This window comes from Candidatus Wallbacteria bacterium, assembly GCA_028687545.1.
Classification (GTDB): Bacteria; Muiribacteriota; JAQTZZ01; order JAQTZZ01; family JAQTZZ01; genus JAQTZZ01.
Window position 1 is genome coordinate 1 of sequence record JAQTZZ010000014.1, and the last position, 23,480, is coordinate 23,480.

General features: G+C 48.5%; 18 protein-coding genes. 6 read left to right on the forward strand and 12 right to left on the reverse strand.

The window, feature by feature from the left end; translation table 11 throughout:
• Positions 1 to 158 precede the first annotated feature (158 nt).
• The 5 genes from PHW04_08065 to PHW04_08085 all read right to left on the reverse strand — a co-directional run bounded on the left by PHW04_08065 (position 159) and on the right by PHW04_08085 (position 6,077).
• Positions 159 to 1,379 carry a BMP family ABC transporter substrate-binding protein gene (locus PHW04_08065; GenBank protein MDD2715830.1) on the reverse strand — a complete coding sequence of 407 codons (1,221 nt, stop codon included), beginning with the start codon at positions 1,377 to 1,379 and terminating at the stop codon, positions 159 to 161.
• Positions 1,380 to 1,398: 19 nt separating this feature from the next.
• Positions 1,399 to 2,391, reverse strand: coding sequence for a DUF4097 family beta strand repeat-containing protein (locus PHW04_08070; protein ID MDD2715831.1), 993 nt, complete (start codon positions 2,389 to 2,391; stop codon positions 1,399 to 1,401).
• Between the two features lie 82 nt (positions 2,392 to 2,473).
• Entirely contained in the window at positions 2,474 to 4,021 is a 1,548-nt protein-coding gene (locus PHW04_08075) for a hypothetical protein (protein ID MDD2715832.1), read from the reverse strand.
• A gap of 4 nt (positions 4,022 to 4,025) precedes the next feature.
• Positions 4,026 to 5,324 (reverse strand): PhoH family protein, encoded by a 1,299-nt coding sequence (locus tag PHW04_08080; GenBank protein ID MDD2715833.1) that lies wholly within the window; start codon positions 5,322 to 5,324, stop codon positions 4,026 to 4,028.
• Positions 5,325 to 6,077, reverse strand: a complete 753-nt coding sequence (locus tag PHW04_08085; GenBank protein MDD2715834.1) for a class I SAM-dependent methyltransferase — start codon at positions 6,075 to 6,077, stop codon at positions 5,325 to 5,327.
• A 60-nt stretch (positions 6,078 to 6,137) separates the two neighbouring features.
• Here PHW04_08085 and PHW04_08090 point away from each other — a divergent pair, with 60 nt between their 5' ends.
• Both PHW04_08090 and PHW04_08095 read left to right on the forward strand, forming a co-directional pair.
• Positions 6,138 to 6,638, forward strand: coding sequence for a hypothetical protein (locus tag PHW04_08090; protein MDD2715835.1), 501 nt, complete (start codon positions 6,138 to 6,140; stop codon positions 6,636 to 6,638).
• Positions 6,639 to 6,694: 56 nt separating this feature from the next.
• Entirely contained in the window at positions 6,695 to 7,276 is a 582-nt protein-coding gene (locus PHW04_08095; GenBank protein MDD2715836.1) for a TlpA disulfide reductase family protein, read from the forward strand.
• A gap of 126 nt (positions 7,277 to 7,402) precedes the next feature.
• Here PHW04_08095 and PHW04_08100 read toward each other — a convergent pair whose 3' ends face one another.
• Genes PHW04_08100 through PHW04_08110 form a run of 3 tightly spaced genes read right to left on the reverse strand, consistent with a single transcriptional unit; the run spans position 7,403 to position 11,748 of the window.
• Positions 7,403 to 10,108, reverse strand: a complete 2,706-nt coding sequence (locus PHW04_08100; protein ID MDD2715837.1) for an NB-ARC domain-containing protein — start codon at positions 10,106 to 10,108, stop codon at positions 7,403 to 7,405.
• Between the two features lies 1 nt (position 10,109).
• Positions 10,110 to 10,961 carry an NAD(+)/NADH kinase gene (locus PHW04_08105; protein MDD2715838.1) on the reverse strand — a complete coding sequence of 284 codons (852 nt, stop codon included), beginning with the start codon at positions 10,959 to 10,961 and terminating at the stop codon, positions 10,110 to 10,112.
• Positions 10,945 to 11,748: a TlyA family RNA methyltransferase gene (locus PHW04_08110; protein ID MDD2715839.1), complete on the reverse strand. Its 804-nt coding sequence runs from the start codon at positions 11,746 to 11,748 to the stop codon at positions 10,945 to 10,947. The genes PHW04_08105 and PHW04_08110 overlap by 17 nt, the downstream gene beginning before the upstream one ends.
• A gap of 109 nt (positions 11,749 to 11,857) precedes the next feature.
• Here PHW04_08110 and PHW04_08115 point away from each other — a divergent pair, with 109 nt between their 5' ends.
• From PHW04_08115 to PHW04_08130, 4 genes are all read left to right on the forward strand, one after another.
• Entirely contained in the window at positions 11,858 to 12,688 is an 831-nt protein-coding gene (locus PHW04_08115; protein ID MDD2715840.1) for a PHP domain-containing protein, read from the forward strand.
• Position 12,689: 1 nt separating this feature from the next.
• A complete protein-coding gene (locus tag PHW04_08120; protein ID MDD2715841.1) occupies positions 12,690 to 14,027 on the forward strand; it encodes a hypothetical protein in 1,338 nt (445 codons plus the stop codon).
• Between the two features lie 47 nt (positions 14,028 to 14,074).
• Positions 14,075 to 16,789, forward strand: a complete 2,715-nt coding sequence (locus tag PHW04_08125) for a tetratricopeptide repeat protein (protein MDD2715842.1) — start codon at positions 14,075 to 14,077, stop codon at positions 16,787 to 16,789.
• 437 nt (positions 16,790 to 17,226) lie between these two features.
• Positions 17,227 to 17,967, forward strand: coding sequence for a hypothetical protein (locus PHW04_08130; GenBank protein ID MDD2715843.1), 741 nt, complete (start codon positions 17,227 to 17,229; stop codon positions 17,965 to 17,967).
• Positions 17,968 to 18,356: 389 nt separating this feature from the next.
• Here PHW04_08130 and PHW04_08135 read toward each other — a convergent pair whose 3' ends face one another.
• The 4 genes from PHW04_08135 to PHW04_08150 all read right to left on the reverse strand — a co-directional run bounded on the left by PHW04_08135 (position 18,357) and on the right by PHW04_08150 (position 23,403).
• A complete protein-coding gene (locus tag PHW04_08135; GenBank protein ID MDD2715844.1) occupies positions 18,357 to 20,681 on the reverse strand; it encodes a molybdopterin-dependent oxidoreductase in 2,325 nt (774 codons plus the stop codon).
• Complete coding sequence (locus tag PHW04_08140; GenBank protein MDD2715845.1) at positions 20,678 to 21,166, reverse strand: (2Fe-2S)-binding protein; 489 nt, start codon at positions 21,164 to 21,166, stop codon at positions 20,678 to 20,680. Before PHW04_08140 ends, PHW04_08135 begins: the two co-directional genes overlap by 4 nt.
• The gene (locus tag PHW04_08145; GenBank protein ID MDD2715846.1) at positions 21,160 to 21,993 is read right to left on the reverse strand and encodes an FAD binding domain-containing protein; all 834 of its coding nucleotides are present in this window, start codon (positions 21,991 to 21,993) and stop codon (positions 21,160 to 21,162) included. Before PHW04_08145 ends, PHW04_08140 begins: the two co-directional genes overlap by 7 nt.
• A gap of 237 nt (positions 21,994 to 22,230) precedes the next feature.
• Entirely contained in the window at positions 22,231 to 23,403 is a 1,173-nt protein-coding gene (locus PHW04_08150; GenBank protein MDD2715847.1) for an MFS transporter, read from the reverse strand.
• Between the last annotated feature and the right edge of the window lie 77 nt (positions 23,404 to 23,480).

Here is a 23,480-nt window from a genome sequence, read left to right on the forward strand (position 1 = left end):
ATCACATTCGGACTGAGCTTACTGCGTTAACCAGCACGCGAATATGAGGTTGAAAGTTCACGGAACTCATAAACAGGTTTTGAAAGTTGTTTCCTCTTGACAGGCAGGTCATCCATATGAGGGAGGACGAAATCCTCCCTTGGCCTGTATTGATCGCTTTACTTAGGTATCGCGCCTTCTACATTCTCCACGAACCAGTTCATGCTCCAGAGCATGTCATGGTCTTCCTTCTGGCCTTCAGGGATCTTGACTGCCCCGGACTGATCCTTGATCGGGCCAGTGAAAGGCTCGAATTCTATTGTGTCTGCGCTCATCTGGGAAAGCCGCTTTTCCACCAGGTCGTAAACGCTGACTGTGCCGAGTGTGGCGACTTCCCTGGTGATCCCCTTGAGTAGATCCACGAATTTCGGGTTGATGCGGTTCTGATAATCCCCGCCCAATATGGCAGCCTTTTCCCTGAGCAGCCACCAGTAATCGCTGTTGTCCCATTTATTGTCATGGATTTTGTTCAGGATCGTTTCATACATCACGCCCCAGTCCACGAGCTGGCCGGATACCACTGAGTCCGGACCGAATTTCTGCATCGGGCTGTAATGGCTGAAGGTATAAACCGGTTTACCTGCCTTGGTATGCTCTTCCCCCACCTGGATCACTGCAGGAGAATCCTCGGTGAAGGACAAGGCGTCGCAGCCTTCTGCAACCAGCGCTTCAGCGGCTTCCTTGGCTTTGGCAGGATCATACCAGGAAAACAGCCATTTCACCTGCACTTTTGCCTTGGGATTGGCGTCGCGGACTCCCAGCGCAAAGGCATTGATATGGCGGATGACTTCAGGGATCGGCTGGGCTCCGATATAGCCTGCTTTGCCTGTTTTTGTGAGCGCTCCTGCCATCAGGCCGCAAAGATAATAAGGCTGATAGAGTTCTGCGAAATAGGTGCCCAGATTCTTGTCGCGCTTATAGCCTGAGCAGTGCATGAAGATCTTGTCAGGATAGCGTTTGGCTGCATCTGCGGTGGCATCCTGGTAACCGAAACTGGTGGTAAAGACCACATCGCATTTCTCTTCCCTTACCAGTCTGTCGATCACGCGGGACGAGTCTGCTTCAGGCACTGATTCCACGATCATGGACTGAAGCCAGGGGAATTTTTTCATCACATACTGCCGGCCCATTTCATGGGCATTGGACCAGCCATAGTCTCCCACAGGCCCCACATAGATGAAGCCGGCCTTGATTTTCTTTACATTGTCTGGAGTGGCTTTGAGATCCGAAATTGCGCCGGTAACCATGTTTTCCTGTGTTTTCGTTGCTTCCGGCGCTCCCCAGGCTGTGAAATAGAATCCCAGGAACAGTGTCAGCAGGATGGTGTTGAAGTCTCTCATGTTCGCTCCTTTTAAAAAGTTAATTCTTCGTATTTTTTAGTAAAATATTCCCTGAAACAGTCTTCATTTTTACAGTGCCGCTGCCGTCGCCGAAGCTGCCTGTCAGCTCTTTCAGATCCTTCTTTTCGTCGGTCAGCTCGAACCCGCAGGTAATCTCGCCAGACATGGAGGAAAGATCAGCCTTGAATCCTGCAGGATTGGAAAAAGCCAGCTTCAGACTGCCTGAGACTGCCTCACAGGATATTTCGACCGAGCCGCCGGTCAGGGTCAGGTCAGCGTCGCCGGAAACTGTCTTCAGCCCCAGTTTCCCTTTGAATTGAGAAATACCAATCTGTCCGCTGGTAGTGGTCAAACTGGACTCATCAGAGAGCAGTTCGTCGAATCTCAGTCTGCCTGAAATCGAACTGCTGTTCGTTGTAACCGCCGAAATTCTAGTAAAAAGCAGATCACCGCTGTTAGTGCTGAACCTGGCGTTCTCAGCCACGATCAGTCCGAGATTCATTCCACCGGAAACAGTGGTCATAGACAGATTCCTGGCTGCGATTCTCGGGCATTCGATGTTGCCGGAAACAGTATCTGCCGTAATTTTAGCGAATGACCGGTCAGGCAGATAAATTTCCAGTCTGGAATCAAAATTGATGCTGAAAAATGAAACTTCAGTATTTCCGGGATATTTCAACCTGATCTGGACCTTGTTTCCCGCCTTCTCCAGTTCCAGGCTGGGCGCTTTCCCAGCTGGAATGCTGATGCCGCTCTTTCCGCTGAATACAGCCCTGATCTCAGAAGTTTCTACCGGAATGATTATCAGGTTGGATGAGACGGTTGTAATTGTCAGTTCATCTACTCCTTCGGCTGCAGTTGACTGTTCCTGGTTTAATTCTCCCGGGGTTCCGGAAGAACCAGGAGCTTCAACACCTGAGTTGCCGGACGAATTACTATTTGAAGACGAAGCGATGAATCCGATAGCCAGGGCAATGATCAGAATTGCGAGTATTAACATAACTTTTTTCACTAGTCACTCCTTCCCTACTAACTTACTAACTTACCAACCTCATGCAATGAACAAGCAATTAGATTGAATGCGATTACTATGCTTAATATTCTTCCACCAGGGCGTTCTCTTTCAGGAACGGCGACAGGCCGTGCACCTGGCATTCGATCAGCCCCTGGGGATTTAAAAAATAATTATACCAGTATCTCCCGCATTTATTTCCTTCCACCTTCCATTCCAGCTTGAATTGCTTTCCTTCAGGTGTCTTGAAATCCAGTTTCAGATTCCTGGTCCGTTTCTTCAGGTAGCCCATTTTTTCCAGCGTCTTCATGTCAAAATTCTTCTGATCGAGCTGCATCTTTTCCCTGTTGTTGAATGCTTCCAGCGCAGCCTGTATCACCACACTTCTCAGATAACAATCCAGATTTTCAAGGGCCTGCTGTTCAAATTCCTTGTCCGGATATGAATATTTCTGCACTATTTTCATGGTATCCATTGCGAATTCGATGGTCCGGCCTGTCTCGCCTTTTTTCAAAGCGATCAGCATCAGGTAATAGTTGGACTTCAGATCCTCAGGATACTGTCTGAGGATTTCCAGGAAAGCGGATTCAATCTCAGGCAGCGCTTGAATTTCACCGGAAGCGTTCAGAAGCTTCTCGCCTTTGCCGAAGAATTTCTTCACCAGTTTGCGGGACTTTTCGGCTGCGCTTTCTTCCTCAGGAGGTTTCTGTGACACTTCCTCTGTTTTGGGAGCGAAATTCTCGGTCTTGATTTCTGTTATATCAATGCTTGCCTTGTATTTTTTTAGTTTTTCCAGGCGGACTTCCTCTTCTCTGGATTTCTTTTCCGCTTCCAGATCCCGCAGGGCAGTAATCTCTTCGCTGGACTGCATGGTTTTCCGCTTAGTTTCTGCTTCGGCTTCTTCCAGCCTCCTCTTCTCAAATTCAATCAATTTCTGCCGTTCGAGCTCCTGCTTCGCTTCTTCCTCAGCCTTTTTCTTGTCCTCTATCCCTTTGAGATAAGCGATCAGGTCCTGATTTTTGTCATCCAGCGCCAGAGAAATCTCAAAACAGTCCAACCCTTTCTGCTGTTCACTGGTTTTCTCGTAATAGTACTTGCCGAGCAGGAACCAGTAATACGACGATTCGCTGTCCTTCTTTTTTTCAGCCACCACTTTGTTCCAGAGTGTCTTCAGATCACGTTTCTCTTCTGCGGCCATCTGTGAGAGATTCACTTTGAAATGGCTGCGATAATACATGATCCTGACCGCCTCATCATCAGGATCGATCTTGAAGGCCTCCAGAAAGCAATAAAAAGAACGAACAAAATCGGCTTTGAAGAATCTCTCCAGACCGCTGGTATACCAGTTCTGGGTATCCTTGTTCTTGGATTTAAGTTCAGGCAGAGAAATCGATTCCCATTTGGACTTGAGGTCAGGTTTCTTTTCCCGGACCTGCTGCAGGACCAGAAATGCCCCTTCGTGATAGGGATTGATTTCAAGGGTTTTTTCGGCAAATTCGAAAGCCTTGTCCATTTTACCCAGGTTGTAATAAAAATTTGCCCAGGAATACCAGCGTTCGGACAGCAGCCTGCTGTCTTCATCGGCAAAGAGGCAGCTCGTAAAAATCAGAACCAGCAGCAGTAAGCGCATATATTCAAAGCAGTTGTGCGGCAATCGATGCCAGCTTGGAACGTTCCCCTTTCATCAGTACAATATGCCCGGCAATGGCGTGAGACTTGAAGCGCTCCGCCACAAATGACAGCCCGTTGCTGGATTCATCCAGATACTGATTATCAATCTGAAATGGATCGCCTGTCAGAACAATCTTGGAATTTTCTCCGGCACGGGTGATGATGGTCTTGATCTCGTGCGGAGTAAGGTTCTGAGCCTCGTCAATAATGATGAAACTGTTCGGCAGTGAGCGTCCGCGGATATATGTGAGGGCTTCAATCTGAATCAGCCCGTTTTCGTATAAATAATTATATTCTTTACGCACATCAGCCCCAAACAGAAGATCAAGATTATCCGTGATCGGCTGCATCCAGGAAGTGAGCTTTTCGTCCTTACTGCCAGGCAGATAGCCGATGTCCTTACCCATGGGCACGATCGGACGTGCCACCAGCATCCGCTTGTAGACTTTTTCGTCCAGGATTTTCTGTAATCCGGCGGCCAGGGCGAGCAGGGTTTTTCCGGTGCCGGCTGAACCGAGCAGAGTGACGAGTTTTACATCATCAGCGAGCAGGAGTTCGATCGCGAAGCGCTGCTCCAGGTTTCTGGGTTCGATTCCCCACGGCTTGGCGCTGATATGGAAGAGCGGAATCAGGCGGTCTCTCTCCACGCAGTATTTGGTGAGAACTGAATGGGAAGCGTTCTTGGTCCTGAGCAGAACGCACTGGTTGGCGAAAAACAGATGATCTTCCAGTTTCAGTTCGTAACTCTGATAGAACTGATCGATGATCTTTTTCTGCACTTCGATGATCTCAAAACCCTTGAAAATTTCCGCCACATTTGCCTTGTCTGTCTCATAGTCTTCTGCGCGCAACCCAAGGGCATCGGCTTTGATCCGGACATTGGTGTCCTTTGAAACGATCACTACTGGAATGGAACTGTCCTGACCCGAGTATTCCTGGGCCACTGCAATGATCTGATTGTCAGGTTTGTGAGGGTCCATTGTTTCAGGGATGTTCTGGACCGCATGGAAACTCCATTCGATCTTGAGAAATCCACCTTCCTTCATGATGATTCCGTCATGGAGGCTGCCAAGCTTACGCATGGCTTCGAGATTCTTGATGGTCCGGCGGGCGTTCTGCCCGACTGTGCCTGGCCTGCTCTTGAGGTGATCCAGCTCCTCGATTACGATCATCGGGATGATCACCTCATTGTCCTCAAAACACAGAAAAGCTTCCGGATCGTGGATCAGCACGTTGGTATCCAGTATGAAACGCTTCTTCATCTAAAAGCCTCCTTTGCGGCAGAGGAAGAATACCCTTTCAGATCGCTCGTCAGGGATTTTGAATTTATAGGCATCGTAGATCCCGAGAATTTCAAAGTTCATTTCCGTTAATACTGTTTTGAGCTCATCGATAGTATATATTCTTTTGGCATGGTTCTCAACGTGTTTGAAAAAAGTTTTACCTTCACTGCGTTGGAAAAATGTGCTCTTGATATTGTAAATTTTATTTAACTGCAGGCACTGGCTTTCCCAGATATATGCCCAGTCTCCATTGTCTTTTCCGAGAGAACCGCCTGGAAAAAGGTTCTGAAGCTTACGCATGGTGATTGTATCGAAGATCAGAAGTTTCCTGTCTGAGAGGCTTCGATAGGTGTTCACCAGAGTCTGTCGAAGGCTGTGCTCGTCAATCAGGTAATTCAAAGTGTCGAACAGACAAAGGATCAGATCAAAGCGCCGGTTCAGGCAGAAACTCTGCATTCTGGAAACCAGGAAACGGCATCTGGAATCGCACTGTAGAGCCTTGTTCCTGGCTCTGTTCACCATTTCAAAACTCTCGTCCAGTCCCACCATCAATTTAAAATCAAGCTGTCTTTCCAATTCCAGCAAGACGTTCCCGGTACCACAGCCAAGTTCCAGTACACTTTCCACTTTGGTTTCGGAAAGTTCGATCAGCTGCTGCAGATATCCGATCCATTCCTCATATTCGACATCAGCCATAATCAGGTCATAATACTCAGAAAAATACCTATACATTGCTGCTCCAATCTTCCGATACCTTCTAAGATATATGGTTTGGGGGTGTTTTCGCAATCCATGACAATGCTTTGGTTTCTTCTGATCTATCCGGCCGCCTTGTTTCTTACTGTTTTCCTGATCGCCAGGCGGCAGAAGCAGTCATTCAGGGAACTGAACTCGCTTCCCATCGGCGAGCAGACCCCTGGAAAATCTTTATCTCTCAAAGAAGAACAGGCGAATCTGATGATCCTCGATTTTTATTCACGCCTGCCTGACAACTGGAATCGTAAATACCTGCGGAAAAAAATCTGTACTGCCAGTCTCAGTACTTTCAGAGAGCTGAAAACGAACCTCAAATATCAGTACCTGCAGCAGATCGAGCCTGAAAAGATTCATGAAAACACAGACATCATCGAGCACTGCCTTAAATCACGGGACTTTTCCCTGCAGTATCTGGCGCTGAAACTTCTGCAGAAAGAATGCCTGCCTCTCGACCTCAGCCATGTGGAATGCTTTCTCTGCTGCAACCAGCCTGTGCTTCAACGGGAAGCGCTTAAGGCTCTGTCAAAAAACTTGTAGAATTCATAAATTCCGGGTATAATGATAGCAGTAATGAGTATGGAGTGGAGGTAGATATGAAGTTGTTCCTTCTTTTTTTATTTCTAAGCTTCATTTTACCCACCTGGGGTCACAATTTTCCGGGCAAAGCTGACCAGAAGATTCTCGGCTCAAACGAGCAGGCCAAGAATTTCACACTTCCCTATTATGACACTCAAAGTAAAAAATTCAATCTCAAGGAAAATTATCCTGCCAGCAACCTTGTTTTCGTGTTTTTCGCCAGCTGGTGCAGCCACTGCCAGAAAGATATTCCTGGAATAGACTCCATCAAGGATAAATATCCTGGTACAAAATTCATAGCTGTCAATGCCATGGAAACGGCAGATGAAATCAAGGCGTTCTTCAAAAAATTCAATCTCTCTCTCCCCTGCCTGATGGACGAAAAGGGTGATGTAATCAAGCTTTACGGCATCACCGGAATTCCGGCTTTCCTGGTGCTGAATAAGAGCGGAGAGCAGCTGATGCTGGGCAATTTCTCCATCGTTGAGCTCGAATCACTTCTTAAGAATTTGCGATTTCAAAAGCCCGGAAAAGGCGACACCTCGCGTCCGGAAGAGGAAGGCTGCCACGACGGGATCTGCCCGATACCCAAGTTCTAAGCTGTTGAAAAACAGTCGGCTGCTTCGTTGCTCCTCTCCATTTTCGCTTCATGTACATTAAGGTACACTCCGCTCAAATGGCTCGTCACGCCTTGCATCCATCTGTTTTTGAACAGCTTAGCTGTTTTAATCCCGTTTTCTTGAATCCTGTGGCAGCACGATGCAGAAATCAGTGTGCAGGTTAAAGAAATAGCTGCCCTTTTCCGGTGAAGACCGGATGAAGTGCTCGTTCTTGTTGTCCCTCAGCAATAGCCGCAACTGGTAAATCGCGTTCCTGACTGAGTTCCCGTCACTCTCCTGCTCGTATTTATTCCCAAATACCAGTTCGAAAATTTCAGGAGTCCGAAGAACTGCACCAGGTTCACGGACCAGTTCAAGCAGCAGGCTGCAAAGCTTCTGGCGCTGGAATATCTTCACAATCCTTCCCTTCAGCAGCATTTCATGATTGATGAAATCAATGAAAATCTCAAATCCGTTTTTTCTTCTGCAGCTCACCTCAAGCTCTTTGAAGGAGACAATGTTTCTGCCCTTGGAAGTAAGAAAGATACAGTTTTCGTGCGCTTTGTTGAAGGCATCCTCGGCAAGTTCCAGACCATAATTTATCCAGCGCTGATATCCTGGCGAAAACTGCTCCATGGTAGTCCGGAAGTGCTGCAGGTAAAATTTTTCGGTTTCCGTTTCCAGAAGCATTCCTTTAGCCCTGGCCATGAAATAATAAAAGTAAACCAGCAACTCCCGGTTGTCGCTCTGTTCCGAGAATTTCCCCGCAAGTTCGAGATGCGGCAGAGCGCGGGCAGGCTCGTTATTGATCAGCAGAAACTGAGCGTAAAGCTGGTGTGCCCAAATCTTGTTGGTGGGAAAATCAATTTTTTCATATAGTTCCAGGGCTTTTTTGAAGCTGAGTTCAGCCTCGGCGTTGTCACCGGTATAAGTACAGACCTCACCTACTCCCCGCTGCAGGCTGGCCTGTTCAAAGGTCCAGCTGAACTTGGAGGCGGTTTTCAGGGCTTTCCTGAGAATCCTGATCGAATCCTTGTATCGTTTCAGCAGAGTGAAAGTGCATGCCAGTAAGCTGTAATCCCTCATCAGATCCCGTAAAGCACGGATTTTCTTGTGGATGCGGATGGCACGCCTCAAGGTCACCACCGCCTCTTCCCTTCTGCAGAGTTCGCGTAGATTGTAAGCTTTCTGGCGCAGCGTGAAAGCCAGCTGTTCCGTGGCTCCAGAATCCCTGAAAATCTGTTCGGCGAGCTCGAGATATTTCAGGGAATCTTCGATCCTGCCTCTGTATGTCAGGAAAATTGAATAACTGGTAAAAACCCTGGCTCTGAACAGAGGAGTGGAAATCTGATCCACCTCCCCGATCGCCTGCTCCAGGTGTTCGGCTGAGAGTTCAACATTGCCCAGGTAATTATAAGCCAGCCCGAGTTGAGTCAGGGCACCGACTCTGTCTTCTGTTGACTGGAGCTTTGTCAATGCCTTCCTGTAAAATTCTGCAGCTTCAGAGTAGTTAGAGAGGCAGAACTTAAGCTCAGCCGTCAACAGGTCGCGCTCTGTTTTTGAACTGAGGGAAGCAATCAGGCTTTCCACTTCTTGAGTAATCTTTCTGGATAACAGGTATTCGATTCTGGCTCTGAAGATCTCTTGCCCCCTGTAGCCGGACGAGAGTTTCAATGCCTGTGCGAGCACAGTATCGAAGCTCTCGGTTTTCTCCCCGAGAATCAGGAGTTTCTTGTGGATTTCCAGAGCCGTGTCTACTGCCCTTTCCGGGATTTCAGCCTGGACGAAATGATAAAACGCTTCCAGCAGTTCGACAGGGGTTGAATCGGCTTGACTGAACTTCAGAGCAGCCTCGAAATGATGTTTCTTCTTTTCAGCCTGATCCATGATCCTGTCGGTGTATTCTTTGAACAGATCATGCACTGAAACGGCACCTGAATGATTCACTTCAACCAGGTAGTTGTTCCTCAGGTTTTTCATGCTGCGCCTGGTTCCAGCATTGTCAGGGTGAGGCAGCCTATCAGGGAAAACCGGGATTCTGAGGACAGAAAGGCGGGATACTATCTCCTTGTCTTTTCCGGAAAGTCTCTCCCAGACCCTGTCCAGCAGATATCTGTTTCGTTCTGCCAGGTAGTCAGAAGGATTTTCCAGCAGATACTGCGGGGAATATCCGCCCGACACCAGGAGGCTGATCATCAGTTTGAGTGAAAAAGAATGCCCCCGGATTTTCCGGTACAATTCATGTTTTAAGCGTTCAGGCAGTTTATCCATTTCATGCAGTTCAAAATAGGAGTCCATCATTCTGGAAGAATCCTGGAAGCTCATTCCTTCCAGATTCAGGATCAGATAATCAGGATCATTGACGCCGTATGTTTCGGCCCGTTTGCGGGACAGGATCACAAGTTTCCCTTTCTTCAAGCCTGAAAGGACTGTCTCTACAAAACGGCCGGAAAGCTGATCCGAAACCAGATGAAAATCGTCGATGAACAGGATCAGTGAATTTTCATCCAGGATTCTGACGATCTTTTCTGGAATCTTTGAGCCTGAGGAGATTTCTGTCCTGATTCCGTATATTTCCTTGATTTTCTGAGCGATTTCAGTCGAAAGGTCGTCCAGGTCCCAGCCATTCTTGCAGGTGATCCAGAAAATCCGATCCTGGTACGCCTTTTTGGCGTTGAGGCGGCCTGCGAAACTAAGACCCAGCGAGGTTTTTCCGATTCCAGGTATACCGGAGATCACAATCACTTTGTGACCGGGAAAGCCTGACATCAGATGATCAAGTTCCTGTTCCCTGCCGAAAAAATTGGCTGTGGTGAAAGGCAATTGGGACATATCAGTTCCCAAGTTTTTTCCGCAGGACAGAGAAAAAATTGATCTCTTTGAAAGTCAGGACATTGATGAAAGTCGAGGGTGAGAGTATTTCCACGCAGCTTTCAGGTCCCAGTTGGATGCCCGAAACGCCGTCAATCGTCAGCAATACATCATCCTGTGCCTCTTCGGCCCTGGCTGAAAGGACTGCACCCGGCGGCATCACGATCGGCCTGCAGCTGAGCGAATGGGGCGCGATTGGAGTGACTATGATCGTACGCATTTCAGGGTAGGCTACCGGGCCGCCTGCAGAAAGGGAGTACCCGGTGGAACCGGTGGCGGAAGAGAAGATCACTCCATCGCCGCGGTAGCTCTCCACCACCTGGTCCTGCAGCCTGATCTCGATCTTGATCAGCCTGGCATGCCTGGCACGGGAAATCACCGCGTCATTAATCGCAATGAAGCTCTTCCTGGTTTCTCTTTCGTAGACAGTCACCTTCAGAAAATAGCGTTTCTGCAGCTGAAAACGCTTTGCCAAGACGTCCGAAAGCCTTTCCTCCACATCCCTGAAGTCAATTTCGGTAAGGAACCCGAGCCTCCCAACATTAATACCGAAGAGGGGTACATCAGAGAGAGCCATGGCTCTGGCTACATTCAGAAAAGTCCCATCCCCGCCCAGCACAATGGCGAGGTCCAGATGGCTATAACGACAGCCTTTGTCAGGCCAGTCTGAAAACAGCGGATAATCGTTGAAATACTCGTATGAAACCCGATTCAGCTCCAGCCAGTGCCTGATTTTAATCGAGCAGTCAGCGGTACTCGGCCGGGCAGGGTTGACGAACAGTCCAATTTTCTTGAATTCAAGTTCCTTTGTCATATAGTTCAAACCAAGCTTTCTTTATAATATCGCTGAAATCAACGGGGGAATCAAGCCCTGACAGCCCGAGGTGCAGGAGGAACTCGATATTTCCCTTGGGGCCAGTGATCGGAGAATGAGTTGCTCCTCTCAATCTGAAGCCTGCGGCGCGTAAATCCCCTGTCACTTCAGACAGGGTGCGCAGATGCAGTTCCCGGTCGCGTACCACTCCCTTCTCCACATCGGCTTTTCCAACTTCGAACTGAGGTTTGACAAGCATCACCAGTTCAGTGGAAGTCAGAGAAAATTCCAGGAATTTGGAAATCAGAAGTCTCAAGGAAATAAAGGAAACATCGGCTGAGATGAAATCCAGATCCGAATCGACTTCGGATCTTTCAAGATAACGGAAATTTCTCCGTTCCAGTAAAACCACACGCGGATCTTTCCTTAATTTGAAATCAAGCTGCCCGTATCCGACATCGACAGCGTAAATTTTTGCAGCTCCATTCTGGAGCAGACAATCTGTGAAACCTCCTGTAGAAGCACCCACGTCCAGGCAGGTTTTCCCGGTTGCCTCGATTTTGAATTCAGTGAGAGCACGTTCGAGCTTCAAGCCGCCCCGGGAGACATATTTCAGTCTCTCTTTGAGCCTGAGCCTGCCGGCATCTTCAAGAGCCACTTGATGCGACGGCTTGTCGACCCTCTGGTCACCGAGCAAAACATCGCCCCTCATGATCAGTGCCTTGGCTTCTTCCCTGGATCTGGTCAGGCCCAGGTCAGTTAGTAATAAATCCACTCTTTTTTTCATATTTATTTTAAAATGTAGCTGAAAAATATGTTTTTTACAATTTCCGGTAGGGATTATTTTCTCCATTTCCTCTTGAATTATGGGCTCTCTGCTGATATTATAATGGGTTATGGAAATTGTAGCTGATCTCCATCTTCATACAAACTGCTCGGACGGTCTGTTAAGCCCGGAAAAAATGGTTAACATGGCATTTGAATTTGGACTTTCGGCATGTTCCATTACCGACCATGACACCGTCGATGGGCTTGAATCCGCCATTGAGAAAGGACGGAAAATCGGGGTAGAGGTGATTCCTGGGATTGAATTGAATACTGATGGACCGGGGGGAGAAGTCCATATTCTGGGCTATTACATTCCCCATCAGGATCCGGTGTTCCTGGAAGAGCTTAAAATTCTGAAGCAGGCCAGGGTAGTGCGGATGAAGAAAATGCTTGAAAACATGAAAAAAATCGGGATCACCGTCTATCTCGAGGAAATTCTTCATGAAGCGGGAAATGCTCCTCCAGGCAGGCCACACCTGGCCAGAGTGCTTGTAAAAAATGGTTTTTCATTCTCATTTGAAGACGCTTTCCGCCGATACCTTGAGAAAGGGAAACCCGGGTATGAGCCGCATTTCCATAAACTGACACCGAAAACAGCCATCCAGCTGATCAAGAGATTCAACGGTCTTGCGGTGATTGCCCATCCCTTCACCAGCAGTTACGGGGAGGCTGAGATTAAAGGGCTCCTTCCTTACGGGCTTGATGGGATCGAAGTTTTCCACAGCAAGCATAACAGCATGACGGAAAAGGAATACTTCTTGATCACTGACAAATACCATCTCCTTGCAACAGGCGGCTCAGACTGCCACGGAGAGCAAACGGTATGCGGACTTCTTGTCGGCAAGTACGGTCTTACTGCTGAACATTTCAATAATTTCAAATCAAAAGCGAGGTGTTAAGATGATGAACATCCTGATTGAAATGATATGCGCATTGGTGCTCCTGTTTCCAACACCAGGCCGGGCAACTACCGAAGCAGATGTTGAAACAGTCAGGAAGCAGTTCGAAGGCCTGGCGATCGGTGAAGACCGGGAAAAGAAGCAGAAAAAAGACTGGCTCACCGAAACCCTGGAACAGATGTACCAAGCTGAGCAGGAAGAAAAATGGGAGGAAGTGATCCGGCTTTCGGAAAAGGTGCTGGACTTCGACGCTGGTCACAGGGAAGCGAAGACAGCCTGGACCAACGCCAAGCAGAAACTATTCTGGAAGCGGTACGGCGACCATTTCATCTTCGGCATCATCATCCTGATCGCGGCTCCCTGGCTCTTCAAATTTCTACAGGAACTGATCAATTTCAAACCCACCAAAGATGCCTATCTTTCAAAAGGCAGGGATCTCTATAACGATAAAAAATGGCAGAAACTAATCGACTATTACAAGAAGATCATGGAAAACCCACGTTATGCAGAGGAATTGCAGATGAAGGATCTGGCAGACATCAACTTACAGATCGGCATGGCCTATACTAACCTCGGTAAACTCCCCCAGGCCACCAAGGCTCTGACCGAAACTCTCAAATACGATAATACGATCGACGCCGCCCACACCCAGCTCACCCGGCTCTTTCTCAAGCAAAACGCCACCCACGAGCGAGCTTTACAGGAATATCAGCTCTACTTCAAGCACTTCCCGACTGACATGGAAATCTGCGGCATTCTCGCAAAGTATTACCTGAGCAAAGAATTGAATACTGACGACGCATTGACGGTGTACCGGAAATACCTCAAGGTCGAACCGGACAACAAAGACATCATCAAACTGATAGTCACCCGTTTTATCAGAAAACATGAAAGCACGAAAGAAGCGATGGAGCTCTATGAAAAATTTCTTGGCTTCTTCCCGAATAAGCAGGAAGTAAGGCGGGAACTGGCCAAGATTTATTTTACCTTCGCTATGTATGAGAAAGCGATCGAGTGCTGCAAGGCCCTGATTGAGAAAGGATTCCTCGACGACGAAGACCTGCACAAAATCAATGTTGAATCCCATCAGAAAATGGGTAAATACGAAGAACTGAAGCATTACTATGAAGACTGCAAAGTCAAGTTTTCCCAGTTCACCCGTTTCGTGGAACTCGCCAACAAGATCATCGGAAAGGGCGAAGAAACCGAATATGCAGAAAAAATCGTGCAGAAAAAGGAAGAGGAAGACAGCAACTTTTACATCTGCCCCAACTGCGCACATCTCAATCCGATCGACAGCGAATATTGCCTTGGCTGTGGTAAGCTCATCAAGGAATAGCAGATGGTCGAATATGTTAGTCTGCACTGACAGAGGGATTTAAAAGAATGCGGATTCTTTATGCTCTCATTTTTGTCTGTCTGTCAGGCTTGCCGCTCCTCGCGGATGATTCTGTGGAAGTATATGAAGTCAACAGCCCGGATGAGATAGTCAACACCGTGGACACAGAAGGCGATTCCGCCCAGCCCGCTGATAGCGAACCTGAGGCGAATGATGAAACAGCCAGCGATTCCATCAGAGGGAACACTCTCAAGGAAATTGCCCAGCCGATCACCCAGGAATACACGATTGATGAGATGTACAAGCGTGGAGAGACATTCCTGAACAACAAGGAATATGATCTGGCAGCTAAAGAATACAAGTCCATAATCCGCAAGAACAACCGGGAAGCAAACGCCTACGACAAGCTCGCCAAAACATACGACTTCCAGGAAGATTATGAGCGGGAGTCGTCGACTTATCAACTGCTTTATAAAATTTTTCCTGCCAAGGAAAATAACGATAAACTTCAGGCTTCTCTGAAAAAATTTGTCAATCAGCTGAATAAATTTTATCTCCAGTATCCTTCAGAAGCGATGATTCCAGCCAAAATTGCTGAAGTCTATTACAAGATCGGGGACCCTGACAAAGCAGAAAAATTCGCGAAAGAAGCGATTGGTCTGAAGAAGACTACAGCCAAGGCCTATTATATTCTGGCACTGCTGTTCAGAGACAAAAAAGACCTGCAAAGAGCTTATGAAAATATCACCGCGGCTTTCGGTTTTGAACCTGAAACTCAGGAATATTTCCAGCTGCTGAACACCATCAGCAAAATGAGGGAGAAGGAGCAGGAGAGCAGGCCCAAGGTGGAAACCAAGGAAATTATCGACACCCCATACTTTACAAATGCTCTGCGCCTCATCGAACGGAAGGAATACATCCAGGCTCTGGAGCAGCTCGAAAAGGCACAGGAGCAATTCCCGAACAATAAGGAAATCCTTGCGAGAATCACTGAAGTTCAAAAGCTCAAGCGCGAGGCATCTGAAGCCCTTCTTGCTTTGAACATGGGTGTAGCCTGGTTCGCGGACGGAAAATACAACCTTACTGTAGAAAAATATCAGAAGGAAATCATCGACAAAAACCGAGTGAATCTGGTGGATTACCTCTCTTTTTACAGTCTTCTTCTCCGCTCTTATTACAACCTGGGACGCTGGGATGACTGCATCAGGACCAGCAATCTTCTGCTCGAACAAGTCCCTATAGCAGTAGAAGCTTATTATTATGCCGGTCTTTCCTGCGAACAGACCGGGAAAAACGATCAGGCTTTCAAATACTTTCTCAAAGCCATGACCCTGCCGGTGGAGCTGGTGAAACACCCCGAATTCAGGCGCACCCTGGAAAGCAAAGTGTTTTATTATAAACTGCGTAAAAACAGCGGCTGGATTTTTCTCTTGATCCTGCTGACCTCAGGGTTGGCAGGCGGCGGCTGGTTCCTTTTCAATCAAGGACCTTTCAAGAAAAAAAGACTGCTCGGAAAATTACAGTCTGCCTTTGAAGAACGCAAAGTTTCTGAAGTGAGCGATCTGTATCGGAAGCTTGAAAAAATGCCTCTGTCTCCCTCAGAAACAAAGTCTGTCTATGGAATCTGGGCTGAATCGAACTTTCAGCAGGGAAATTATGAAAAGTCCCTGACCGCACTGAAAAATGTGATAAAAGTAGATCCGAATGACATCCAGAGCCACTCCCTGATCGCGAAAATTTTCCTGAAAAAAGAGATTCTGTCCGACGAAGCCCTTTACGAATACGCCAGATTGATCAAGAAAGAACCCAACAACATCGAACTCCTGCACCTGATCGTAAAGTTTTTCAATTCTTCCGGGGAAAAACTTTTTGAAAAATGGAACAAGACTTTCGGCAACGATCTGCCTCTGATTCTGGAGACACTTTACCGTCTGGAGCCGGCCAACCCTGAGGTTCTGCACTTGTGGACGATTCTGGCTCTCAAGGAAAAACGATCTGACGACAAGTCCAGAGAGATTTATGAGCGCTATCTCGAATTCAACAAGGACGAGAAACTGGCGCTGCAGATAAAACCGATCCTGCTGCGCGGATACTACAACCTGCAAAAACATGAAAAGGCTCTGAACCTCGGCGTGGAGCTGCTGGAAAAGATCCCTGAAGAAAAAGAACTGTTCATGATTGTCGCCGATATTTGTGAACAGGAAGATAAAATCACCTGGCTGCTCGCGCATCTGGAGAAAATGGCCAACAAAAATCCGGGCCGGAGTGCCTTCCGAGAATACATCTCTCAACTGCGGGAAAAAATCAAGCTGCGTGAAAATCAGATTGTGGACGCCTCTGATTCTAAGGTCGGTGAACTTTCCGTGGATGAAGTCAAAAATCTGTTCGAAGAAGGCAAGGAACTGTTTAAAAGCGGGGAACTCAACCAGGCCATCGCTTTCTTCAGGAAATGCTTTAAATTCAGCCCAGACACCTTTATGCAGCATCGCAGCAGCAAGCTGCTGATTCTCAGTTATCTGCGGAAAGGTTTGTTCGATCTCGCCAACGAACAATACAAAATCACGAATTTCGACGAGATCGGGATGTCTCCTGATCTGAAGGAATTATGTTATCTGATTGGTGAAGCCTTCGAAAAAGCCGGCCTTTTCGAGGATGCCATGCAAATGTATGACAAGATCTGCAGGGTAGATGTCAGCTACCGCGATTCCTTCGACCGATTCGAGCGCTTGAGAAATTATGTAGAAAAGAATGAATCAATTTAGTGGTCCACCACGCTTAAATTTGTGATTTCAGCTGGAGTGCCCGGGATTCGGATGCAAGGCGCGGTGAGGAAGAAAATGTGGTGCATTTTCGACGAACCGCAACGCAGCAGACGGATCGCCGCCACCCGGCAGTCAACGAGGGATGAAACATGATATCGGCCAGCTTCTTTGTCGCGGCTGTCGCGGCAACCAGCCCAGGTTGCCTTGTCGCCGCTTCGCGAATCTGTCTCGATCTCATGTTTCTGAAAACACAAATTTAAGTGTGGCGGACCACTAGTGACTGGTATTTATTATTTTTCTTGACATCCAATATTTTCCCTGTATCCTATTAGTGAATTCAAGTGCTTAATATTCAGTAAGCGAGTATCGCTACACTCCACAATCCAATTCAGTGCGCAGAAGAGATCAAAAACATCCTGTCAAGGCAGGGAGGAAAAATGAATCTCAGATTGGCTATCGCGGCATTTGCCACACTCTTACTCGCAGGGAACCTTTACGCAGCAGCACCAACCGTCAACGGTGAAACAGTGCGCGACATTTTCCGGATCACTGATGAATACTGCTCAGCAAGGCTTGCAGGCCCAGAAGCGGCGGAAAAAGAATTCTTCAAATTCATGCTCGACACAGTCAGAGCGAAAAATGCAGTCCACCTCGCTGTGCAGTTTGATTCAGGCAATGTCTCCTTCATCGAACCTCAGACTGGCATCCACATCATGGTACTTCCCAGAAGCTTTACAGTGGAAGACAGGAATCTCGCAGATGCCCTTTCCGGACTGCTGGCAGGTTTCAATCGCACCTTCTTCAACAAGGGCCCCCAGTTCAGGGCAGTCTCGGCAGACATCCTGATCGACGCTGCTTCATGGACAAATCCCAGTGCCCCCCGCAACCAGATCAACCTTGAATACTCGGTCAAATTCGTGAACAAAGAAGGTGGCGAGGAAGAAACCGTCAATTATCACGGCATAGCCAACATGGTCGAAGATAAAGGCGACCGCGAAGAACTGACGCTGGAGCAGAAGATCCAGAAAACCGAGGCCAAGCTTGCGGATCTCAAAGCCCAGCTTGTAGTGGTGGAAGCCTCCAACGGCTGCAGCAAGGAATTCGCCATCAGAAGGCTGAAGAAAGAGATCGGAGACCTGGAGGAATACCTCAGGGGTCTCAAGAACGAAAAAGTGTAAACATCGGTTGAGATAGATCGCGGAAATCCCCTCTCCGGAGGGGATTTCCATTTTATAAGCAACTTGCAGTTTTATTGAATTCCCCGTTAGCCGCTTTCGAAAAATGTCAGGGGTTGAGAGGGTAGCTCCAAATCTTGGGTAAAAACGCGGAATCTTTCTTAGTCAGAGAGTCATTTCTGTTATCAAACATGTGGTAAGAACGAAACTTGATAGAAGCACAATCCCGGAACTCCCCGCCAGGGGTTTCAAGGGGACGGAGTCCCATTGATTGGAGGGATTTTCAAGGGAGGATGACATCCTCCCTTGAAGTTGTTTTTTCTTTTGCCTTGAAACGGGGTCAGGTCGGATTTGGGGCTGGCTTTGCGGGATCGACCAGACCCCGGACACATCTATACGATCTTCGCTTTTTTCAGCGCTTTGTAAACCCTGTCCGGCGTAAAGGGACCTTCTTTCATCCTTATGCCTGTGGCGTGGAGAATGGCGTTACTGATCGCAGGCAGGCCGCCGTTGATGCTGATTTCGGATACTGATTTAGCTCCAAAGGGGCCGGTCGGCTCATAGGTCGGCACCAGGATCGTCTTGATTTCAGGCATGTCCACTGTGCGCATGATGTGGTAATTGCCGAAGCTGTTGTTCAGCACCTTGCCTTTATCGTTGAACACGAACTGCTCCCACATGGCGTAAGAAATGCCGTTTGCCACCGCACCTTCAGTCTGGCCTTCAGCGAGCTGCGGGTTGATGGCTGTGCCGCAGTCAATGGCAGCCACATATTTCAGCACTTTCACCTGCCCTGTCCAGGTGTCCACTTCGACTTCCGCGAAATGAGCGGAAAAGGGCGGGGGCGAAACCTTGGTGATATGAGACTTGGCGTCCTGGATCTGATGCTGGTTGTGCGAGTAAAGCGAATGGCAGGCGATCTCGGAAATCGGAAGAGGATCAAATCCTTTCACATGCACTGCCTTGCCTTCCAGTCTCATGCCTTTAGTCGTATCCAGACCCAGAATTTCCTTGGCCACGTTCAGGATCTGATCGCGAATGCCTTCGGCGGTCTTGATCACAGCCTGGCCTGAGAGATAAGTCGTGGAAGAGGCGTAGGCTCCGACGTCAAAAGGAGTCATGTCAGTGTCGGAAGAATAGACGATGATGTCCTCAGGCTCCACTCCAAGCACTTCCGCAGCCATCTGGGCGAAGATCGTGTCTGAGCCTGTGCCTAAGTCTGTAGCGCCCAGATTCATGTTGAAAGACCCGTCGTCATTGATCTTGATGAATACGGCGCCCATGTCGATATCAGGGATCGAGCTGCCCTGCATCAGTGCGCACATGCCGACTCCGCGACGGAATCTGCCTGCGTTTTTCTTCTTCCGCTTTTCCTTCCAGCCAATCTCGCGCATGCCGAGCTTGATGCACTCGGTGAGGCCGCAGGAACGGATGTACATTTCATTGCCTTCCCTGCCTTCGCCGAGAGCCTTGAAGATCGGGGATGTCTGGTTTTCCTTGATGTGATTTCTGAGCCTGAATTCGGCAGGATCCATGCCGATCGCGCACGCCAGGTCGTCAATGATGCATTCCATGGCGAAATAGGACTGGGTAGCGCCATAACCGCGGTATGCACCCCCGACAGGCAGATTCGTGTAAACAGTCTGGCCATGGAAATTCACGTTGTCGCAGGGATAAAGCGGCAGCACTTTTGAGCCTGCATTGCTCATCACTGTAAGTGCATGTGAGCCATAGGCTCCAGTGTTGGACAGTACGCGCATGTCCAGCAAAGTGATATCCCCGTTTTTCTTCACTCCAGCCTTGATGGTAGTGTACATGGGATGCCTGGTGCGGGAGATGAATTCCTCAGGTCTCGTTAGTTTCATGATCACTGGCCTTCTCGTTTCCAGCACCATCAGGGCGCAGAGATCCTCCAGCAGCACTTCCTGCTTAGTGCCGAATCCGCCACCGATCCTGGGCTTGACCACGCGAATCCGCTTCAGGGGAATTCCGAGAGCCTGCGCTGTAATACGCCTGGCATGAAAAGGAACCTGCGTGCTGGAGTAAAGGAGGATCCTGTTGTTGTGATCCAGCTCCCCGCAGCAGATATGCGGCTCGATCGGGCAATGCTGGGCGTAATGCGCGTAATAAGTATCTTCGATCACCACATCGGCCTGCTTCTCACCCTTTTTCAGGTCTCCAGCACAGACTTTAACTTCAGCGGCCAGATTATGTTTAGGATCGTATTTAGCGCTGATCGGATGATAGGCTTCTGGTTCGTCATGGATTACAGGCGCGCCTGTGTCCTGCGCCTTCCGCGGGTCGAGTATAGCTGGAAGTTCTTTGTACTTGACCTTGATCAGCCTGCAGGCCTGCTCCGCGATTTCCGGGGTATCGGCAACAACCGCAGCCACGCGGTCCCCTACGAAACGCATTTTTTTATCCAGGATGAATGTATCATAAGGGGACGGTTCCGGATATCCCTGGCCGGCTGTGGTATGTACATGCCTCGGCACATTTTTATAGGTGAACACTTTATGCACGCCTGCGAGTTTTTCAGCTTTAGAAGTGTCGATTTCCTTGATAATCGCGTGCGCGAATGGAGAGGCGAGTATTTTCCCGTAAAGCGGATCTTTGAACGGCATGTCTTCCGCGAATTTCGGGAGGCCGCAGGCAAGAGTCAGACCGTCGATCTTGTGCACGCTTTTACCGACAACTCTGAATTCCTTTTTTTTCATTGTTTCCTCCCTTTCTTCAGACCGGCTTTCCGCAAACGCGAGGCAGCGAGCTTCACAGCTTCCACCTGTTTCACATAACCAGTGCAGCGGCAGAGATTTCCGCTCAAGCCTTGCTTGATCTCGGCATCACTCGGGTCAGGATTTTTGTCCAGCAGGGCTTTGGCCGACATGATTTTGCCTGGGATGCAGAATCCACACTGTACAGCCCCGCATTCCACGAAGGCTTCCTGCAGGACATGAGGAAAATCAGGATTTCCGAGACCTTCCACCGTAGTCACAACGCAGCCATCCACCTGGGCGGCAAGCAACAGGCAACTGTTCATCGGCTTGCCGTTCACATGCACTGTACATGCTCCGCATTCTCCTTCCCGGCAGCCGTCCTTGACGCTCGCAAATCCGGATTCACGCAGAAGGTCGATCAGTATGGTGCCGGGCTCGATTTCCATCTCCCAGAGTTCATTGTTGATTTGGAGTTCGATCAGCATTTCAGACCTCCCAGGTTGGATTTGATGAAAGCGGGCAGGATCTGTACAATGTATTCTAACGGAAAATTCAGATTAGCTGAAATAATCTTGCCATTAAGCTCTTTGACGGCAGTTTTTCCGGCATCATCCGCGGCTTTCTCGTTGAATCCGGCTGAAAAAGCAGCCGCAGTCTTTGGAAGCAGCATCGGCCGGGTTGTGCAGCCCGAGACGGCAATCTTCACAGAGTCGACATTTTTCCCTTTCCAGGACAGCCTGCTGCACACAAACAGGGGAGCAAAATCAACTTCCGTCAGGGCCAGTCTGGTAAAACTCCAGTCCCCCAGAGCCTTTGACGGCAGAATCACTTCGACGATCAAACGGTTTTTCAGATACTCGTGGATTTTTTTCCGGGTGTATTCCGCGAAGCTGATCTTTTCTTCACCGCCCGGGCCCAGCAGCTTTAATTCAGCTTCCAGAAGCAGCAGCAGTGTAGCCAGGTTGAACCAGGGAAGCATAGAAGCAACTGACCCGCCGATCGTGATCTGGTTTCTGACTACTGCGTGGCCGGTTGTAGCAAGCGAATGCACAAAAAAAGTGCCGAGTTTTGAAGAAAATGGATGCCCCAGTATTTCTGAAATTGTAGTCATGGCCCCGATCCGGACTCCGGATTTGCCGGCTTTGATATAGGACAAGCCGCATTCTTTCAAATCAATCAGGGAATACTCGCCATTCTTTTCGGCATTGATCCCCGATCCGCCGGCCAGAATTCTGGCTTTTTCATGACGTTTCAGAAGCTGCAATGCTTCTTTTGGGTTTTCCGGAACGAAATAATCCACGACTTTCCGCATCTCAACCTCCTTTAGAAGCCGTTAAATCCGAGTGCAGCGAGGATTTTACGGATTCTTAAGTCCCCCCGAAGTGGGGGACATTAGTTCAACTTTCCCTGGTCCCCCCGAAGTGGGGGACATTAGTTCAACTTTCCCTGGTCCCCCCGAAGTGGGAGACATTGTTCTATTTTCCACCCATTATAAAATGATGGAATGAATAACTGGTTTTCAAAATTATATCAGACCTGCAGTTTCTAATCACACCATTTTAGTCAGATGCCTTCTGCCTGCGATGTAGATAAGGTAATAAACCGAAAAAAACAGTGTGGTGCCAAGCGGGAGTGAAGCATAACCGAAAAAGTGTACCAGAATTCCGGAGAGCAGGGGAGCAATCACCATTCCCAGCGCGTGCAGGGATTCGATCAGACCGATCCCGGTCCCGCGTTCGCTCTCTTCTGTATGGTTGCTGACGAAAAGGTTGCCTGCGATCCGCAAGGCAGGATAAAAGGGGAGTGAATAAATTATGATCACCAGGAGAGGATCTCTGATGAAAATCATCGGAGCGAATCCAAGAAAATATCCTGTAGCGGAAAGATTCAGCAGGAACTTGGGACCCAGCCTGTCACCCAGCCAGCCATAAAAAGGATAGACCAGCGCTCCAAAAATTGTGGCAAGCAACAGCGAAATTCCCAGCATACTCTCAGTCCCGCCACAGACCCGCTTGAAATAAACGCTGAAATAAGCGAAGAACATACTGTTTCCGATTGCCACCCAGAAGAGGAGCATTCCGAACCAGGCGATCTGCCTGTTTTTCTTCAACAGAGCGATTTGACCGAGCAGACTTCTTTTCTCCAAAGTCTCAATCCGAACCCAGTTGACAAGGGGAACAAAAATTGACAGTACCAGCAGAATCACGGAAATAAAAAGCGCAAAGCGGAAAATCAGAAATATCTCCAGGATATCCGCGGCTGCAAAAATTATTACTCCTGCCAGGCAGGCAGTTCCAAATCCGGCAGACTCGAAACAGAATAACTGTCCGAGTTTCCGGCCCTTCTGATCCGGAAAAAGAAAGGTGATCGCCGCCTGGGCGGCAGGGAAAAAAGCTTCCAGCAGCATGATCAGGCTGAAACTGCAGATCATGAAATAGGGATCGCGGGACCGGATCAGCCCGACCAGAATCCCGATGTCGGCTGCCAGACCGAAGACTACAAAAGCCCTGGCTCTCGGGAATCGGTCGAACACCGGTCCCCAGACATTCATGGATACGAAGCCAGCCAGAGAGGAGAGGGTGAAAAAAAGTCCGATCGTTTCACCCTTGCAACCGCATCTATCCAGAAAAAGCGGTCCGAAAGTCATGAAGGTTGCTCCGACAAATCCTACCAGCCAGAAGAGTGCTTCATAGAAAATCAGATTTGAGGTCTTTTGCTCCATGATTTTCTGATTTTATCAGATTCATCTTCATTCCTCCAGAATTGATAAACCGCAAGAGCTGGAGTATTATTTTTTCA

Coding starts and splice junctions, on each gene's coding strand:
- PHW04_08065 (MDD2715830.1), bottom strand. CDS start 1,379: ATGAGAGACTTCAACACCATCCTGCTGACACTGTTCCTGGGATTCTAT.
- PHW04_08075 (MDD2715832.1), bottom strand. CDS start 4,021: ATGCGCTTACTGCTGCTGGTTCTGATTTTTACGAGCTGCCTCTTTGCC.
- PHW04_08080 (MDD2715833.1), bottom strand. CDS start 5,324: ATGAAGAAGCGTTTCATACTGGATACCAACGTGCTGATCCACGATCCG.
- PHW04_08085 (MDD2715834.1), bottom strand. CDS start 6,077: ATGTATAGGTATTTTTCTGAGTATTATGACCTGATTATGGCTGATGTC.
- PHW04_08090 (MDD2715835.1), top strand. CDS start 6,138: ATGACAATGCTTTGGTTTCTTCTGATCTATCCGGCCGCCTTGTTTCTT.
- PHW04_08095 (MDD2715836.1), top strand. CDS start 6,695: ATGAAGTTGTTCCTTCTTTTTTTATTTCTAAGCTTCATTTTACCCACC.
- PHW04_08100 (MDD2715837.1), bottom strand. CDS start 10,108: ATGTCCCAATTGCCTTTCACCACAGCCAATTTTTTCGGCAGGGAACAG.
- PHW04_08105 (MDD2715838.1), bottom strand. CDS start 10,961: ATGACAAAGGAACTTGAATTCAAGAAAATTGGACTGTTCGTCAACCCT.
- PHW04_08110 (MDD2715839.1), bottom strand. CDS start 11,748: ATGAAAAAAAGAGTGGATTTATTACTAACTGACCTGGGCCTGACCAGA.
- PHW04_08115 (MDD2715840.1), top strand. CDS start 11,858: ATGGAAATTGTAGCTGATCTCCATCTTCATACAAACTGCTCGGACGGT.
- PHW04_08120 (MDD2715841.1), top strand. CDS start 12,690: ATGATGAACATCCTGATTGAAATGATATGCGCATTGGTGCTCCTGTTT.
- PHW04_08125 (MDD2715842.1), top strand. CDS start 14,075: ATGCGGATTCTTTATGCTCTCATTTTTGTCTGTCTGTCAGGCTTGCCG.
- PHW04_08130 (MDD2715843.1), top strand. CDS start 17,227: ATGAATCTCAGATTGGCTATCGCGGCATTTGCCACACTCTTACTCGCA.
- PHW04_08135 (MDD2715844.1), bottom strand. CDS start 20,681: ATGAAAAAAAAGGAATTCAGAGTTGTCGGTAAAAGCGTGCACAAGATC.
- PHW04_08140 (MDD2715845.1), bottom strand. CDS start 21,166: ATGCTGATCGAACTCCAAATCAACAATGAACTCTGGGAGATGGAAATC.
- PHW04_08145 (MDD2715846.1), bottom strand. CDS start 21,993: ATGCGGAAAGTCGTGGATTATTTCGTTCCGGAAAACCCAAAAGAAGCA.
- PHW04_08150 (MDD2715847.1), bottom strand. CDS start 23,403: ATGGAGCAAAAGACCTCAAATCTGATTTTCTATGAAGCACTCTTCTGG.